Consider the following 16,084-nt stretch of genomic DNA (forward strand, 5'->3'; position numbering starts at 1 on the left):
GAACACTCCCCACGCCAGCGCAGTGATGGCTACTTGGTGATCAAGACGCGTGCCAAGGCCGCCGACAGAATCTGCAGGGCTTCGTCGATCTGCGCTTCGGTGGTCACCAACGGCGCCAGGAAGCGCAGGACGTTGCGGTAGACCCCGCACTTGATCACCAGCAGCCCGCCCACGCGGGCCTGGTCGATCAAGCGCTGCGTCAGATCGGCGTCGGCGCTGCGCTGATCGTCGTCCTTGATCAGCTCGATGGCGACCATGAAGCCCGTCGCGCGCACGTCGCCGATCTGCGGGTAACGCCCCTGCAACGCCAGCAGGCCATCGCGCAAGCGAGCGCCGAGCTGCTGGCCGCGCTCGACCAGTTGCTCTTGCTCAAAGGTGTCGAGCACCGCCAACGCTGCGGCGCAGGCCAGCGCGTTGCCGCCATAGGTGCCGCCCAAGCCGCCGGGCAGCGGTGCATCCATGATCTGCGCGCGGCCGACCACCCCGGAGAGCGGCAAGCCACCGGCCAGGCTCTTGGCGACGGTGACCAGATCCGGCTCGATGCCCGCGTGCTCGAAGCCGAACATCTTGCCGGTGCGGCCGAAGCCGGTCTGGATTTCATCCACAATCAGCACGATGCCGTGCTTGAGGGTCAAGGCGCGCAAGGCCTGCAGGAACTCCACGGGCGCGGGCAGGAAGCCGCCATCGCCCTGCACCGGCTCGATGATGATCGCGGCCACGCGCTCGGCCGCCACCTGGGTCGCCAGTAGTTCATCCAGCGCGGCAAGGGCCATGTCGCTGCTGAACCCGCGATACGCATTGGGGTACGGGGTATGGAAGATCTCCGGCGCGAACGGCCCGAAGTTCTGCTTGTAGGGCTGGCTCATGCCGGTCAGCGTGGTGCCCAGCAAGGTGCGGCCATGGAAACCACCTCGAAAGGCGATGACCGCGCTGCGCTGCGTGTGGGCGCGGGCAATCTTGACGGCATTTTCTACCGCTTCGGCACCGGAGGTGAACAGCACCGCCTTGTACGGTTGTGCGCCCCCGATCAGCTGCGACAGGCGCTTGGCCAGGTCGATATAGGGCTGATACGCGACCACCTGAAAACAAGCGTGAGAGACCTTGGTCAGCTGGGCTTGCACCGCTTTGACCACATTCGGGTGGTTGTGCCCGATATTCAGCACGCCGATGCCGCCGACGAAGTCCAGATAACGCTTGCCGTCCACGTCCCACAACTCGGAGCCTTGGGCGCGATCGATGACCAACGGGTGGGCCGTGACAATGCCGCGTGGAACATACTGATCACGCAGGCGCAGAAAATGAGGTGCTTCGTCGACTTTGCTGTTCATGGCGATTTCCATAAGGGTCCTGACAATCGGCAGGGGGTGGCGATGCTGTTCAGGTTAAAGCTTCGGCACAATCGACTACGCCGAACTTGCCCGCCCAGACGTCCACATCCACTGTTTTACCCCTGGCAAACGGCAGAATCCTTCAGCCACCATCGGGCCCGTCGAATCTGCTGCAGCGGGCCCGAATACGGGCCTTCGCGCGCCGCCTGGATCATCCATTCAGGCGATCCTGCTTTGCCACTCGGGCATCATGAAGCGCCCTCTTTCTCGACTCAGGAAATGCCCATGGCGCTCCTCTATAAAGCTGACCCCGTGCGCGGTGAACAGTGGCGAGCGCTGTTCGCCCAGCATGCCCCGGATATCGAATGGCGCGCGTGGCCGGATATCGGCAACCCTGAAGACATTCACTACCTCGCCGCCTGGCAGGCGCCCGAAGACCTGGAGCAACGACTGCCCAATCTCAAGGTGCTGTTTGCCTTGTCCGCGGGGGTCGACCAATTGGACCTGGGCCGTTTGCCGGCCAGCTTGCCGGTGGTACGGCTGCTCGATCCAGGCATCAGCCAGGGCATGTGCGAATACGCCTGCCTGGCCGTACTGAGCCTGCACCGCGACTTGCTGCGGTATCGCCAGCAGCAACAACAGCACCAGTGGCAAGCACATCGGCTGGTGCCGGCCGCCAAACGCCGGATCGGGGTCATAGGCCTGGGTTTGCAGGCGCAGCATATTTTGTCGAGCCTCAAGCCCTTCGGCTTTGAGCTCTCAGGCTGGGCGCGCAGCGTGCATCAGATCGAAGGGGTCACCTGCCACGCGGGCGTCGAGCAGTTGCCCGCCTTTCTTGGCCAGTGCGATATCTTGCTGTGCGTCCTGCCGTTGACCGAGCAGACCGAGGGCATCCTCGACCGCGCCTTGTTCGCGCAACTGCCTCCCGGCGCGGCGTTGATCAATATGGGCCGCGGCAAGCATCTGGTCGAAGCCGACTTGCTGGACGCGCTCGACAGCGGTCAGCTCAGCGCCGCCGTACTCGACGTGCTGCAGCACGAGCCAGCGGCGCCGGATCACCCCTTCTGGGGCCACCCGAACATCCTGCTCACCCCACACATCGCCGCCATGACGCAACCCGACAGCGCCTTCCCCGAGCTGCTGGAAAACATCCGCCGCTTCGAACGCGGCGAGCCGATGCAAGGCCAGGTCGACCGCATCCGCGGCTACTGAGTCGGCCATTGCCGCATCGGGCGCAGAGCGTCACAGCGCCTGCGCGATGGCCTCGCCCACGGCCTGGGTCGACCCCGTGCCGCCCAAATCAGGCGTGGTCGGCCCATTGGCGATGACCTGCTCGATGGCCGCGAGAATGCCGTCATGGGCCGCGCGATAACGCGCGTCGTCCTGCCCGAGAAAATCCAGCATCAATGCCGCCGACCAGATCATCGCGATCGGGTTGGCGATGTTGCGCCCATAAATATCCGGCGCCGAGCCATGCACCGGCTCGAACAGCGAAGGGAAGCGCCGCTGCGGGTCGAGGTTGGCCGACGGCGCGATACCGATGGTGCCGGCGCAGGCGGGCCCGAGGTCGGAGAGGATATCGCCGAACAGGTTGGAGGCCACTACCACGTCGAAACGATCCGGCTGCAACACGAAGCGCGCGCAGAGGATGTCGATGTGCTGTTTGTCCCAGGTGATTTCGGGGTAATTGGCGGCCATCAGCGCCGTGCGCTCATCCCAATACGGCATGCTGATGGAGATGCCATTGGATTTGGTCGCCGAAGTCAGACGCTTGCGCGGCCGGGTTTGCGCCAGCTCGAAGGCGAACTTGAGGATGCGGTCAACGCCACGCCGGGTGAACACCGACTCCTGCAGCACGAACTCGTGCTCGGTGCCTTCGAACATCTTGCCGCCGACCGACGAGTACTCGCCCTCGGTGTTTTCGCGCACCACCACAAAATCGATGTCGCCCGGCTCGCGCCCCGCCAACGGGCACGGCACACCGGGGAACAAGCGCACCGGGCGGATGTTCACGTACTGGTCGAAGTCGCGGCGGAATTTGAGCAGTGACCCCCACAGGGAGATGTGGTCCGGGACCTTGTCCGGCCAGCCGACCGCGCCGAAGAAAATCGCGTCGAAACCCTTGAGCTGAGCGAACCAGTCATCCGGCATCATCTTCCCGTGAGCGAGGTAATAATCGCAGTCCGCCCACTCGAACACCTCGACTTCCAGCGCCAGGCCCCACTTGCGCACTGCGGCATCGAGCACGCGCAGCCCTTCGGGCATGACTTCCTTGCCGATCCCATCGCCGGCGATTGCGGCGATCCTGAATACCTTGCTCATTATTGTTGTGCCCTCAGCCAATCGATCGAAGCGTGCAATAGGTTATAGACCACCCACGTGGAAGGCCTTGACCTCCAGGTACTCGTCCAGCCCGTGGCTCGACCCTTCTCGGCCCAGGCCCGACTGTTTGATGCCGCCGAACGGTGCGACTTCCATGGAGATGATTCCGGTGTTGAGCCCGACCATGCCGAACTCCAGCGCCTCACCGAAGCGCCACGAGCGACGCAGGTCCTGAGTGAAATAATAGGCACCCAGCCCGTAAGGCGTGGCATTGGCCAGCGCCAGCGCCTCGGCCTCGTCGGTAAAGCGCATCAGCGGCGCCACCGGGCCGAAGGTCTCTTCGTTGGCCAACAGCATGCCGGCGTGGGTATCGCCCAGCACCATGGGCTGCACGAATTGGCTGTCGCCGCTCGGGATGCCGCCCCACAGCAGCTTGGCGCCCTGGCTCAGGGCATCGTCGATGTGCCGCGCGACCTTGCTGACGGCGGCGGGGTTGATCAGCGGGCCGATGGTCACGCCGTCTTCCAGGCCGTTGCCGACCTTGAGCTTGCCGACCTCCTCCACCAGCCGCTGGGCGAACCGTTCATAGATGCCGTTCTGCACCAGGATGCGGTTGGCACACACGCAGGTCTGGCCGGCGTTGCGAAACTTGCTGAGCATGATGCCGGCCACGGCCTGCTCCAGGTCGGCGTCGTCGAACACGATAAACGGCGCATTGCCGCCCAGCTCCAGGCTCAAGCGCTTGATGTGCTCGGCGCTCTGGCGCATCAACAAACGCCCGACCGCGGTCGAACCGGTGAACGAAATCTTGCGCACGGCGGGGTTGCCGGTGATCTCCTCGCCAATTGCGGCGGGCAAGCCGGTGATCACGTTGAAGACGCCAGCGGGAATACCGACACGCTCGGCCAGCACTGCCAGCGCCAGCGCCGACAGTGGGGTCAGTTCCGAGGGCTTGACGATGATCGGGCAACCCGCCGCCAGCGCCGGCGCGCATTTGCGCGTGATCATGGCGTTGGGGAAGTTCCATGGGGTGATGGCCGCGCACACGCCCACCGGCTGCTTGAGGGTCATCAGGCGACGGTCGGCGGCAGGCGACGGGATGGTTTGGCCGTAGCTGCGGCGGGCTTCTTCGGCGAACCATTTGACGAAGCTGGCGCCGTAGCGGATCTCGCCCTTGGCCTCGTTGAGCGGCTTGCCCTGCTCCAGGGTCATGATCAGGGCGAGATCGTCGACGTTATCCAGCATGGCCTGATGCCAACGCTCGAGCAGCGCCGCGCGCTCGGCCGCAGGTTTGGCGCGCCAGGCCGGCCAGGCGCGCTCGGCGGCGGCGATGGCCAGGCGGGTGTCGTCGCCCTGCATGGCCGGCACATGGGCCAGGCACTCGCCGGTGGCGGGGTCGATCACCGCCAGCGTGGCGCCGTCCTGCGCGCTGATCCACTGACCGTTCACGTAGGCGCGTTCTACCAGCAGGCTGGCATCTTTCAATTGATGTTTGAGCATGATCGAGTCCTGATCCGAGACAACTGCCAGTCTATGCAGGCGCCTCGGTGCAGGATGCTGAAAGCGGTGCGCCAGCAGCGCGGGATGCTGAAATTCACGCGCCCACGGCAGGCTCTACTGCTTCAACGAGCCGAGCAGGGTGTGCAGGAACCGCTCGCCGGCTTCGAGCTGGCTGTCCTCGATATATTCGTCAGGCTTGTGTGCCTGCTCGATCGAGCCCGGGCCGCAGACCACCACCGGCACGTTGAGGCGATTGGCGAACAAGCCGCCCTCGGTGCCGAACGAGACCTTGATGTGCTCGGTGCCCGGCGCGGCAAAGCGGTGCAGCAGCCGTACGGCCTCGACGCTGGGGTGGGTCTCGAGCGCGGGGTACTCGTTCATCAGCTCGATGTCGATGGCGGCAACGCTGGACACTTGCCGGGCTTCGCTGACCAGCGCTTCGGCGCGCTCGCGCAACTCCTCCAGCAGCAACTGCGGATCATCGGCCGGCAGGTTGCGGAACTCGAATTCCAGCGTGCACAGGTTGGGCACGATATTCAGCGCTTTACCGCCGTCGATCCGGCCGATGTGCACGGTGCTGTAGGGGATGTCGTAGCCTTCGTCGCGCTGGCCGTGCTGTTCGATGCGCCGCTGGCTGTCGCGCAACGTCGAGATGAAATCGCTGGCCAGGTGAATAGCATTGATCGCCCGTGGCGCCAGTGAGGAATGCGCCTCCTGGCCGCGGCAGTAGGTGCGGTACGACGCCTTGCCCTTGTGGCCTACGGCGAATTGCATCAGCGTGGGCTCGCCCACCACGCAGAGGAATGGGCGCAGCGGCGCCATTTCCAGCACGTCGAGCAAGCGCCGCACGCCGACGCAGCCGATTTCTTCGTCATAAGACAGTGCCAGCTGCAGCGGTCGGTTCAAGTCGAGGTCAGCCGCCTCGAGCATCGTGTCGATGGCCAAAGCAATGAAGCCTTTCATGTCGCAGGTACCGCGGCCATATACCCGGCCATCCTTGAAGGTGGCCTCGAAGGGCGGCACGGTCCAGGCCTGCCCTGCGGCGGGCACCACATCGGTGTGCCCCGACAGCACGATGCCCGGCGTGCCCTGAGGCCCGACGCTGGCGAACAGGTTGGCCTTGCGGCCGGTCTCGTCCTTGACGATCAGCGCATCGATGCCTTTGCTGGCCAGCACATCACGCACGTACTCGATGAGCGCCATGTTCGACTCGCTCGACACGGTATCGAAGGCGATCAGGCGTTTCAGGATGTCGCTCACACGGGCTTTCATGACAGGGTGCTCCTCGGTTGCAGGCTGGCCAGGTCGCCGGCCAGAGGTATGGGCGGTGCGGGGGGCTGCAGGGCTTCGCCGGACACGCAGCCCGCTCCCACACGGGCCGTGGAGAAACGACGAACGTCGAAGGGCGCGATCGAGGTGGTGGTCTGGCCAGTGCTCATCAACTCGGCCATCACGTCCCCCACCGCAGGGCCGAGCTGAAAGCCATGGCCGCAGAAGCCAAACGCATAGAACAGGCCATCGACCTTGCCGCTGGGGCTGATGACCGGCAACGAATCCGGCGTGTAGCTTTCGATGCCACTCCAGACCCGAATGATGTTGAGGTTCACCGCCCCGGGCAGCAGCCTGCGCATCTGTTCGATCTGATTGATGGTGCTGCGCGGCTCGACCAGGGCGCGGCGATTGAGCATGTCGGGGCGGCTGCGATAGCCCCCACCGATGACAATGTTGCCGCGGGCGATCTGGCGAAAATAGATCACTTCTTCGGGGATTCGGGTGTACACGCCGATGACCGTCGGCAATGAATAGGGCACCGGTTCCGTCACCGCCATCTGCGGCCCGTGGGTTTCCAGCGGTACCGGCTCATCGAACTGCTGGGACAGCTTTGCGCCCCAGGCACCGGCGGTGATCAACAGTTGCTCGGCGATGAACACCTGCCCATCGGTGGTGGTGACGTGGAACTGGCCGCCGACTTTCTGCACCTCGGCCACTTCGGTACGTTCCTCGACCCGAGCACCGGCACGAACGGCGGCGCGGGCAAAGGCTGGTGCGGCCAGACGCGGGTTGGCGTGGCCATCGTGGGGAGCATAAGAGCCGCCTTTGACCTCTGGCCCCAGGAATGGAAAACGCTCATGCAGGGCCTTGCCGGCAATCACCTCGAGGTCCAGCTCGCGCGCTTCGGGGGCTGCGGCATAGGCATGCAATTCTTCAATGTGGGCCTCGTCGTAACACACCCGCATATGGCCGCTGGGGAGAAACTCCAGGTCTTCACCGATCAGCTCCGGCAGGCGCTTCCACAAGGCCAGCGAACGATTGGCAAGGTCGAGCTGGCCCAGGTGCCGGCCTTGGCGCCTGACGTTGCCGAAGTTCACGCCGCTGGCGTATTGGCCGATCTGATCGCGCTCCAGCAAGATCACGGAGCGCCCGCGCTGACGCAGAAAAAACGCCGACGCCGCGCCCATGAAGCCGCCGCCGACAATCAACACATCACTTTTTTGCGGGCTCATGACACCTCCTCTTCGATGCGCATCGACAGCGGCTTGACCGGTGCCTGGCCACGCTGGCGGCCGACCGATTCGACGGCCACACCGGCCTCGGCGGCGATGATTTCCGCCCCACCCTGCGCGCAGTAACGGCCTTGGCAACGGCCCATGCCCACCCGGCTGAAGGCCTTGGCGCGATTCACTTCGCACGCGCCCTTTTCGCGCACCACGCCGCGCAGCTCACCGGCGGTGATCATCTCGCAGCGACAAACGATCGCGTCATCAGGCAACGCCTTGGCCTGCGCCTGGGGCCAGGGGAAGGCTTCAGCCAGCCCCACTCGGAAACGCTCCATCACCGCCAGCGACTGACTGCAGGCTTGCCGGGCGGTGGCGTCCACCGGCTGCTGCAAATCGTGCAACAGCGCCATCGCCGCCAGCCGTCCGGCCTGTTCGGCGGCATCGGCGCCGCGAATCCTGGCACCGTCGCCGGCCGCATAAACGCCGCTCACCGAGGTCCGCCCTTCGTCATCGACCGCCAGCAACCACTGCCCTGACACGTCATCGAAACGCAGATCGCAGCCCGCCAGATCGGCCAGCTGGGTTTCCGGGCGCAAGTGATATCCCAGGGCCACGGCGTCGCAGTCCAGCTGCACCTCGCGGCCGTCGGCCGTCTTGAACCGCACGCCGCTGACCCCGGTGCGAGCGTCGCCCAGCACCTGTTGCGGCGCCACACCCAAGTGCACCGGCACCTTGCCCCGGTACAAGCGCGCCAGCAGCCGGGCACCTTCGAGCAGCACGGTTGGACGCGCCAGCAGCTTGGGCAACGCCTTGATGCGCTTGCTCAGCGGCGAGGTATCGAGCACCGCCGCCACCTGTGCGCCGGCCTTGAGGTACTGGCTGGCGACCAGATACAACAGCGGCCCGCTGCCCATGAACACCACGTTGTGGCCGATGGACACCGACTGCGCCTTGAGCGCGATCTGCGCCCCGCCGAGGCTGTAGGTGCCCGCCAGTTGCCAGCCCGGCAGCGGCATCAGCCGGTCAGTCGCGCCGGTGCATAAAATCAGCGCGTCATACTCGATGACCGAATGCCGGCCCTGGCTCTGGCAATGCAACTGCCCCGGCGTGAGGTTCCACACCAGGGTGTCCGGCCGATAATCGATGCGGTCGCGCAGGCGGTCGAAACTCTGATGCAGCGCCTCGGCCTTGGCTGCCTCGCTGCCATACAACGCCTGGTAATCGCGGGTGAAGCCCTCGGGCTGACGACGATAGATCTGCCCGCCATCGCGGCGATTTTCGTCCACCACGATGGGCGTGATACCGGCCGCCAGCAGGGTTTCGGCGCAGCGTGTGCCGGCCGGCCCTGCGCCGACGATGACTACCCGTGCAGTGGCCATACCGCCTCCGGTTGCGTGGTGATGATGTCTTGCCCTTCGCGGACTTCGTTGGAGCAGGCACGCAAGCGTTCACCGCTGCGGGTCCAGACCCAGCAGTCCTGGCAGGCGCCCATCAGGCAGAAACCGGCGCGGCGCCCGGAATCGAACTCCGACTCGCGCAGCGCGACGCCCTGGGTCAGGAGTGCGACCATCAGCGTGTCGCCCTGCAACGCCTCGATGGGCATGCCATCGACCAGCAGGCTGACGGTGGCGCGGTCGCGCTCGCCGAGTCTTGCGAATCGCCCTTTCATGCGTAGGCTCCCACGATCATGCTGTTCAAAGGTTCTTGTGTGTCCTGCAGTTCGACGCTGTCGCGGTGGCAGAGGATTTCGCTGCCGCCCTCGATCACCCGGCGGCCGGGTGCGGTCTTGTTGCACAGGCCGTCGATGCGCTGCGGGCAGCGATTGAGGAAGGTGCACAGCTCGGGCACGTTGGCCGGCGCGCCTATGCTCGGCAACGGACCGCACTGGGTACCGCAGTGCTCCAGCCAGCCCTGGCGCAGCTCGGGCACCGAATGCACCAGCAGATCGGTGTAAGGATGGAACGGCGGGCGACTGAACGCTTCGCGGCGGCCCTGTTCGACCTTGTGGCCGCTGTACATCACCATGATGTCATCGCACAGCGCACGCACCGTAGAGATATCGTGACTGATGAACAGATAGGACACCCCCAGCTCGCGGCGCAGATCGCGCAACAGCTCGAGGATCGCGGCACCGACCACGGTGTCGAGGGCCGAGGTGACCTCGTCGCACAGGATCAGGTCCGGCTTGGCCGCCAGCGCCCGGGCCAGGTTGATGCGCTGCTTCTGACCGCCGGACAGCTCGTTGGGGCGGCGCTCGGCGATGTCCCGCGGCAAGCGCACCAGGTCGAGCAATTCATCGATGCGCTGGCGCAACGGCGCACCCTTGAGGCCGAAATACATCTTCAACGGCCGCGACAGAATGGTGCTGATGCTGTGCATCGGGTTGAGCGCGGTATCGGCGTTCTGGAACACCATCTGGATGCGCCGGAACTGATCGTCAGTGCGCCCGGCCAGGGTGCCCGACAGCGGCGCGCCGTCAAACGCCAACTGGCCGCGGGCCGGGCTGAGCAAACCGGCGACCACCCGCGCCAAGGTCGATTTACCAGAGCCCGACTCGCCGATCACACCGATGGCCTGACCACGGTGGATGGTCAGGTCGATGTCTTCGAGTACGCGGATCATTGGCATGCCTTGCAGGTCAGCCTTGCCGTAGCCTGCGGTCATGCCCTTGATGGTCAGCAACGGCCGGTCCTGGGGCCTTTCGCTACCGGGCGACAGCACCGCATCCGGGCGCGCCGCCGCCAGCAGGCTGCGGGTGTATGGCTCGGCGGGCGCCTTGAGCAGCGCTGCGGTGGAGCTCTGCTCGACAATCCGGCCACCGTTGAGCACTACAATCTGGTCGGCCATCTGCGCCACTACGGCTAGGTCGTGGGACACGTACACCGCCGTGGCGCCACGCTCGCGCACCACGCGCTTGAACGCCAGCAGCACGTCGATCTGAGTGGTCACGTCCAACGCCGTGGTGGGTTCATCGAGCACCACCAGCAGCGGATCGCTGATCAGCGCCATGGCCGCCATGACGCGCTGCAATTGCCCACCCGAGACCTGGTGCGGATAGCGCTGGCCGATCCCCTCGGGGTTGGGCAGGGCCAGGTCGCGGAACAAGCCGATGGCTTTGGCCTGCAACTGGTCGCGAGAGCCCAGGCCGTGGATCAGCGCGCCCTCGATCACTTGATCGATGAGCTTCTTGGCCGGATTGAACGCCGCCGCCGCGCTTTGCGCGATATACGACACGCGATTGCCGCGCAGACGCTGCAGGGTGCTTTCGCCCAGGCCGAGCATGTTGTGTTCGCCTACCTGCACCACGCCGCCGGCCAGCCGACAGCCGCGCCGCGCATACCCCAGCAGCGCCAAGGCGATGGTGGTTTTGCCGGAACCGGACTCGCCGATCAGCGCCAGCACCTCGCCCTGCTCCAGGGCGAAGCTGACGCCCTTGACGATCTCGACCTCGCCGCGTTCGCCACTGGCGACCACGCGCAGGTCTTGCACTCGGATCAGTTCAGTCATGTCAGTGTCCTGCACTACGGCGGCTGCAGCGCGACGAGATGCGGTCGATGAACAGGTTGACGCCAATCGTCAGGGTGCCGATGGCCAGTGCCGGGATCACCAACGCCGGCGCGCCCTGATTGAGGCCGCCGATGTTTTCGCGCACCAGCGAGCCCAGGTCGGCATCGGGCGGTTGCACGCCCAAGCCCAGAAAGCTCATGCCGCTGAGCAACAGCACGATAAAGCCGAAGCGCAGGCCCAGGTCGGTGAGGACCGGGTTGAGCATGTTCGGCAGGATCTCCACACAGGCAATGTACAAGCGCCGCTCGCCACGGGTGCGGGCCACCTGAACGTACTCCAGCGCCTCGATATTGACCGCCAGGCTGCGGGCGATGCGAAAGGCGCCAGGGCAGAAACTCAACACCGCCGTGCAGATCAGCAAAAGCACCGAAGAGCCGAATGCCGACACCATGATCAGCGCCAGCATCTTGCTGGGGATCGAGATAAAGGCGTCCATCAACCGGCTGATGATTTCGTCCAGCCATTTAGGCGCGACCACCGACAGCAACGCGCAAATGGTCCCAAGGCCGCTGGCAAGCACGGCCGAGATCAAGGCCAGGCCGACCGTGAAGCGCGCCCCCACCAACACCCGGCTGAGCATGTCGCGCCCCAGGTAATCGGTGCCGAAGGGATGCGCGCGGCTGAGCACATCGAAGATGGTGTCCGACACCACTTCGCCCACCGGGTGCGGGGCCAGCCAGGGGCCGAAGATCGCCACCAGCAGCCAGCCCAGGCACACCAACGCACCGACCAGCCCCAGCCACGAGGGGCTGCGCGCCACTTTGCCGGTGGCCAGGTCTGGGGTGCCAGGGCCACCTGACGTCGATTTCACAATGACTTCGTTCATTGGGTTCTCAGCCTCGGGTTGGACAAAATCGCGCACAGGTCGGCCAGCAGCACCAACCCCAGGTACGCCGTGCAGAACAACATGGTGCAGGCCTGAACCAGCGCCATGTCGCGGTTGGTGACCGCGTCGACCATCAGGCTGGCGATGCCGGGGTAGTTGAAAATGGTCTCGACGATCACCACCCCGCCCAGCAGGTACGACAGGCTCAGCGCCACCGCATTGGCAATCGGGCCGATGGCATTGGGCAAGGCATGGCGCAACACGATGCGGATGGGGCCGACGCCCTTGAGGCGCGCCATTTCAACGTAGGGGCTGTCCAGCTGATCGATGACCGCTGCACGGGTCATGCGCGCCATTTGCGCGACGATCACAAAGCACAGGGTCATCACCGGCAGGGCGTAGGTGCGCATGAACTGCCACGGCGAGGTGATCTCGCTGGCGTAGGACAACGCCGACAACCAACCCAGGTTGACCGCGAACACCAGCACCGCCAGCGTCGCCACCAGAAACTCCGGCACCGCCACCAGCGCCAGGGTGACGAAGCTCAAAAAGCTGTCGATGCGGCCGCCGCGGCCCATGGCCGAACCGATGCCCAGGGTCAGCGCCACCGGCACCGAAACCACCGCGGTGACCGCCGCCAGCATCAGGGTATTGGGGACGCGCCCGGCCATCAGTTCACTGACGGGCGTGGAGCTCGACACGGACAGCCCCAGGTCGCCACTCAGCAACCCCATCAGCCAATGCAGGTAACGCACCACACCGGGCTGATCCAACCCGAGCTTGAGCCGCAGCGCGGCCACCTGCTCCGGTGTCGCGAACTGCCCCAGGGACTGTTGCGCCGCGTCCCCAGGCAATACCGCAGTGATGGCGAACACCACCATCGACACGATCAACAACGTCACGATTGCGGCGCCGAAGCGCCTGCCGATCAGCCACAGCGTGTTGCTATTCATGAGCTTGCCCTCCGCGTCGGTTCACCGCTGCAATTACGCGTCCAGCCACACCTGCTCGCTGAACATGTAGCCCATGAAGCCGCCCAGCGGATTGCTACTGTAGCCCTTGATGCGCTGGTCGACGCCATCGATGTTGCTGATGAACACCGGGATGCCGATGCCGCAGTTGTCGCTGACCAGTGTCTGCATGTCGGCGTACATCCTGGTGCGCTTGGCATCGTCGGTTTCACCGCGGGCGAGCATCAGCAACTGGTCGAACTGGTCGTTTTTCCAACCCGACTCGTTCCACGGCGCAGAGGACTGGAAAAACTGCGAAAAGATCACATCAGCGTTCGGGCGCGGGTTGATGTTGCCGAAGCTGAGCGGGTGCTTCATCCAGTGGTTGGACCAATACCCATCGCTCGGCACGCGATTCACGTTGAGGGTCAGGCCCGCCGCCTTGGCCGACTGCTGGAGCAGCACAGCGATGTCGACCGAGCCCGTGGCGGCCGGCGAACAGACCAGCGGCATGGTGATGCTTTCCATGCCAGCCTTTTTCAGCAGGAATTTGGCTTTGTCCGGGTCGTAGGGGCGCTGGGGCAAATCGGCGTTGTGGTAGCGCGAGCCTGGGGCGATCGGGTGATCGTTGCCGACCACCGCGTAGCCTCGGAACACCGCGGATTTGACCTGCTCGCGGTCCAGCAGGTACTTCATGGCCTGGGTGAAATCGGCGTTCTGGCCAGGCATCTGGTCCTGGCGAATGATCAGGTCGGTGTAGTTGCCCGATGGCGCATCGACCACGCGGTGTTTGGCGCTGGCCGCGATGCGCTGGGTGGAGCGCGGGTTGACCTCGTTGATCATGTGCACGTCGCCCGAGAGCAGGGCGTTGACCCGCGACGGCTCATCGGCGATGGCGATGAATTCGATCTCGTCCAGATACGGCAGGCCGGGCTTCCAGTAGTTGGGGTTGCGCACACTGATGGAACGCACGCCCGGCTTGAACTCCTTGACCTTGAACGGCCCGGTGCCGATGCCCTGGCTGAAATCGCTGGTGCCCTCGGGCACGATCAGCAGGTGCGACACCGCGAGGATCGACGGCAACTCGGCATTGGGTGCGCTCAGGGTGATCTGCACTTCCAGCGGGCCGGTGGCCTTGACGTCGGTAATCTGCGCCATCAGCGGCAGGACCTTGGAGCCGGTGGCCGGGTCTTTGTGGCGGGTTAGCGAGAACACCACGTCAGCGGCGCTCAGGGCCTTGCCGTTATGGAAGGTGACGTCCTTGCGCAGGGTGATGATCCACACCGTGGCGTCGGTATTGTCGATGCGCTCGGCCAGTTCCAGTTGCGGCACCAGATGACTGTCGAACCGCGTCAGGCCGTTGTAGAACATGAAGTGGCGCACGTAGTCGGTCGACAGCGCGCCCTTGGCCGGGTCCAGCGTGTCGGCAGTGGAACTGGACATCCCGGCCACCCGGATACGCCCACCGGGTTTGCCCTTGACTGGCGTGGCCGACTCGTCGGCGAATACGTTGCCTGCGGCGCCGAACAGGCTGCCGGCGCCCGCTGCCGCGACACCGGCGACACCCAGCATACGCAACGCATCGCGTCGCGACATGCCGCGATTGAGGCCTTCGAAGACGCGCAGGCTGTGTTCGCCGCTGATCAGTGGGGAGTCGACTTTGTTGTCAGTCATATCAGTTCTACCTGTCGAAAATGGGGTTGTCCGAGTGGCTCTCGGTTGACCGGAGCGTCCGTGAAACGCAAACGACGACGGTGAAGCAACAAACAGGGATCAGTGGCGGCTGTCCTGGTAGCGGTAGTACGCGCCCACCAGCGGCAGGAACCAGGGTGTGCCGAAGTGGCCGGGCACCGCTGGCCAGTCGAGTTCGCGCCAGGGGTTGGCCGCTGGATTGCCGTCCAGAACATCAGCCATGACCAAGCCCATGTGCACCGACATCTGTACCCCGTGGCCGCTGTAACCCATGGAGTAGAAGACGCCGTCATGCTCGCCGGCCCGCGGCAGGCGGTCGGAGGTCATGTCCACCAGCCCGCCCCAGCAGTAGTCGACCTTGACGTTGGCCAGTGCCGGGAACATCTGCACCATGGCTGATCGCAGCACCTTGCCGCTCTTGGCGTCGGAGGTGCTGTTGGACATGGCGAACCGCGCCCGGCCGCCGAACAGCAAGCGGTTGTCGGGGGTGATGCGAAAATAATTGCCGATCAAACGGCTGGTGACGTACGAGCGCTGATGGGCGAACAACTGATCGATCAGCGCTTGCGGCAATACCTCGGTGGCAATCACGAAGCTGCCGACCGGGACGATGCGCCGGCGATACCAGCCTGGGCCGCCGTGCTGGCACGCCCCGGTGGCAAGCAGAATCTGCCGCGCCTGGATCGAGCCCCTGGCGGTATTGACCTTGAAGCCCGCCGGGTTGGCCTTCCAGCCAGTGACGGCGGCATCCTGGTACACCTGAGCGCCGTAGCGTACAGCCGCCTCGGCCAGACCGACACCGAAGCGCCCGACGTGCATCTGCACGCCATTGCGCTGCAACAGGCCGCCATGAAATTCAGCGGAATCGACCTCGGCGCGCGCCTGCTCGGCGCTCAGCAATTCGACATCGGCATCCACTTCACGGCGAATCAGCTCGCAAGTGCGCGCCATGCCGTCGTAGTGCATAGCCTTGGCCGCCAGCTTCAGCTTGCCGTTACGCTTGAGGTCGCAGGCGATGTGCTCCTGCTCGACCACCGTGACGACGCTTTGCACTGCGCTTTCGTACGCCTTGTAGTAAGCACGGGCTTGGTCCGCGCCCAGGCTGGCGGTCAGGGCCGCGTAGTCCTGCGCCACGCCGGTGTTGCACTGCCCGCCATTGCGCCCTGACGCCTCGCCGATCACGCGCCCGGCTTCGAGCACCGCCACACTGGCGCCCTTCATGGCCAGGGCGCGCGCCGCCGAGAGGCCGGTGAACCCGCCGCCGACGATCACCACATCGACCTGCCCTTCGACCGCTGCGCGTTGCGCGCCGACAAAGGGCGCTGCGGTATCGAGCCAGTAGGATTCACTTCGCATGTCATTCCCTCGGGTGGCTCGCCTGGAGCCCGGAAAAGTGCCGGA

13 protein-coding genes are annotated in these 16,084 nt (G+C 65.1%); 1 reads left to right on the plus strand and 12 read right to left on the minus strand.

All coding sequences use genetic code 11. The features are described from left to right. Nucleotides 1-29: 29 nt before the first annotated feature. Nucleotides 30-1,328: a 4-aminobutyrate--2-oxoglutarate transaminase gene (gabT, locus tag REH34_RS14480; protein WP_311971991.1), complete on the minus strand. Its 1,299-nt coding sequence runs from the start codon at nucleotides 1,326-1,328 to the stop codon at nucleotides 30-32. Between the two features lie 285 nt (nucleotides 1,329-1,613). Between gabT and REH34_RS14485 the strand changes: the two genes are divergently transcribed. Continuing rightward, on the plus strand, nucleotides 1,614-2,540 hold the full coding sequence (locus REH34_RS14485) for a 2-hydroxyacid dehydrogenase (RefSeq protein WP_409373301.1): 927 nt from the start codon (nucleotides 1,614-1,616) through the stop codon (nucleotides 2,538-2,540). 30 nt (nucleotides 2,541-2,570) lie between these two features. Here the strand turns inward: REH34_RS14485 and REH34_RS14490 are convergent, their stop codons facing one another. The 11 genes from REH34_RS14490 to REH34_RS14540 form a co-directional block, all read right to left on the minus strand. Further along, nucleotides 2,571-3,650 (minus strand): tartrate dehydrogenase, encoded by a 1,080-nt coding sequence (locus REH34_RS14490; RefSeq protein ID WP_311971993.1) that lies wholly within the window; start codon nucleotides 3,648-3,650, stop codon nucleotides 2,571-2,573. Nucleotides 3,651-3,692: 42 nt separating this feature from the next. After that, complete coding sequence (locus REH34_RS14495) at nucleotides 3,693-5,150, minus strand: NAD-dependent succinate-semialdehyde dehydrogenase (protein WP_311971994.1); 1,458 nt, start codon at nucleotides 5,148-5,150, stop codon at nucleotides 3,693-3,695. A 114-nt stretch (nucleotides 5,151-5,264) separates the two neighbouring features. Next, the gene (argE, locus tag REH34_RS14500) at nucleotides 5,265-6,422 is read right to left on the minus strand and encodes an acetylornithine deacetylase (RefSeq protein ID WP_226505379.1); all 1,158 of its coding nucleotides are present in this window, start codon (nucleotides 6,420-6,422) and stop codon (nucleotides 5,265-5,267) included. Then, entirely contained in the window at nucleotides 6,419-7,654 is a 1,236-nt protein-coding gene (locus REH34_RS14505) for an FAD-binding oxidoreductase (protein ID WP_311971995.1), read from the minus strand. The genes argE and REH34_RS14505 overlap by 4 nt, the downstream gene beginning before the upstream one ends. Then, complete coding sequence (locus REH34_RS14510) at nucleotides 7,651-9,027, minus strand: FAD-dependent oxidoreductase (RefSeq protein WP_311971996.1); 1,377 nt, start codon at nucleotides 9,025-9,027, stop codon at nucleotides 7,651-7,653. Before REH34_RS14510 ends, REH34_RS14505 begins: the two co-directional genes overlap by 4 nt. Continuing rightward, nucleotides 9,009-9,317: a (2Fe-2S)-binding protein gene (locus REH34_RS14515; RefSeq protein ID WP_226505376.1), complete on the minus strand. Its 309-nt coding sequence runs from the start codon at nucleotides 9,315-9,317 to the stop codon at nucleotides 9,009-9,011. Before REH34_RS14515 ends, REH34_RS14510 begins: the two co-directional genes overlap by 19 nt. After that, nucleotides 9,314-11,155 (minus strand): ABC transporter ATP-binding protein, encoded by a 1,842-nt coding sequence (locus REH34_RS14520; RefSeq protein ID WP_311971997.1) that lies wholly within the window; start codon nucleotides 11,153-11,155, stop codon nucleotides 9,314-9,316. Before REH34_RS14520 ends, REH34_RS14515 begins: the two co-directional genes overlap by 4 nt. 1 nt (nucleotide 11,156) lies before the next feature. Further along, nucleotides 11,157-12,041 carry an ABC transporter permease gene (locus REH34_RS14525; protein ID WP_311971998.1) on the minus strand — a complete coding sequence of 295 codons (885 nt, stop codon included), beginning with the start codon at nucleotides 12,039-12,041 and terminating at the stop codon, nucleotides 11,157-11,159. Further along, complete coding sequence (locus tag REH34_RS14530) at nucleotides 12,038-12,994, minus strand: ABC transporter permease (RefSeq protein WP_226505373.1); 957 nt, start codon at nucleotides 12,992-12,994, stop codon at nucleotides 12,038-12,040. The genes REH34_RS14525 and REH34_RS14530 overlap by 4 nt, the downstream gene beginning before the upstream one ends. 33 nt (nucleotides 12,995-13,027) lie before the next feature. Then, entirely contained in the window at nucleotides 13,028-14,665 is a 1,638-nt protein-coding gene (locus tag REH34_RS14535) for an ABC transporter substrate-binding protein (RefSeq protein ID WP_311971999.1), read from the minus strand. A 99-nt stretch (nucleotides 14,666-14,764) separates the two neighbouring features. After that, on the minus strand, nucleotides 14,765-16,039 hold the full coding sequence (locus REH34_RS14540) for an FAD-binding oxidoreductase (protein WP_311972000.1): 1,275 nt from the start codon (nucleotides 16,037-16,039) through the stop codon (nucleotides 14,765-14,767). Nucleotides 16,040-16,084: the final 45 nt, after the last annotated feature.

It is taken from the genome of Pseudomonas baltica, from assembly GCF_031880315.1.
Lineage (GTDB): Bacteria > Pseudomonadota > Gammaproteobacteria > Pseudomonadales > Pseudomonadaceae > Aquipseudomonas.

Excerpts from the sequence above, each read along its gene's own strand:
- REH34_RS14520 (WP_311971997.1), bottom strand. The coding sequence starts at position 11,155 with ATGACTGAACTGATCCGAGTGCAAGACCTGCGCGTGGTCGCCAGTGGC.
- gabT (WP_311971991.1), bottom strand. The coding sequence starts at position 1,328 with ATGAACAGCAAAGTCGACGAAGCACCTCATTTTCTGCGCCTGCGTGAT.
- REH34_RS14535 (WP_311971999.1), bottom strand. The coding sequence starts at position 14,665 with ATGACTGACAACAAAGTCGACTCCCCACTGATCAGCGGCGAACACAGC.
- REH34_RS14540 (WP_311972000.1), bottom strand. The coding sequence starts at position 16,039 with ATGCGAAGTGAATCCTACTGGCTCGATACCGCAGCGCCCTTTGTCGGC.
- REH34_RS14490 (WP_311971993.1), bottom strand. The coding sequence starts at position 3,650 with ATGAGCAAGGTATTCAGGATCGCCGCAATCGCCGGCGATGGGATCGGC.
- REH34_RS14510 (WP_311971996.1), bottom strand. The coding sequence starts at position 9,027 with ATGGCCACTGCACGGGTAGTCATCGTCGGCGCAGGGCCGGCCGGCACA.
- REH34_RS14530 (WP_226505373.1), bottom strand. The coding sequence starts at position 12,994 with ATGAATAGCAACACGCTGTGGCTGATCGGCAGGCGCTTCGGCGCCGCA.
- REH34_RS14485 (WP_409373301.1), top strand. The coding sequence starts at position 1,614 with ATGGCGCTCCTCTATAAAGCTGACCCCGTGCGCGGTGAACAGTGGCGA.
- REH34_RS14515 (WP_226505376.1), bottom strand. The coding sequence starts at position 9,317 with ATGAAAGGGCGATTCGCAAGACTCGGCGAGCGCGACCGCGCCACCGTC.
- REH34_RS14525 (WP_311971998.1), bottom strand. The coding sequence starts at position 12,041 with ATGAACGAAGTCATTGTGAAATCGACGTCAGGTGGCCCTGGCACCCCA.
- argE (WP_226505379.1), bottom strand. The coding sequence starts at position 6,422 with ATGAAAGCCCGTGTGAGCGACATCCTGAAACGCCTGATCGCCTTCGAT.
- REH34_RS14495 (WP_311971994.1), bottom strand. The coding sequence starts at position 5,150 with ATGCTCAAACATCAATTGAAAGATGCCAGCCTGCTGGTAGAACGCGCC.
- REH34_RS14505 (WP_311971995.1), bottom strand. The coding sequence starts at position 7,654 with ATGAGCCCGCAAAAAAGTGATGTGTTGATTGTCGGCGGCGGCTTCATG.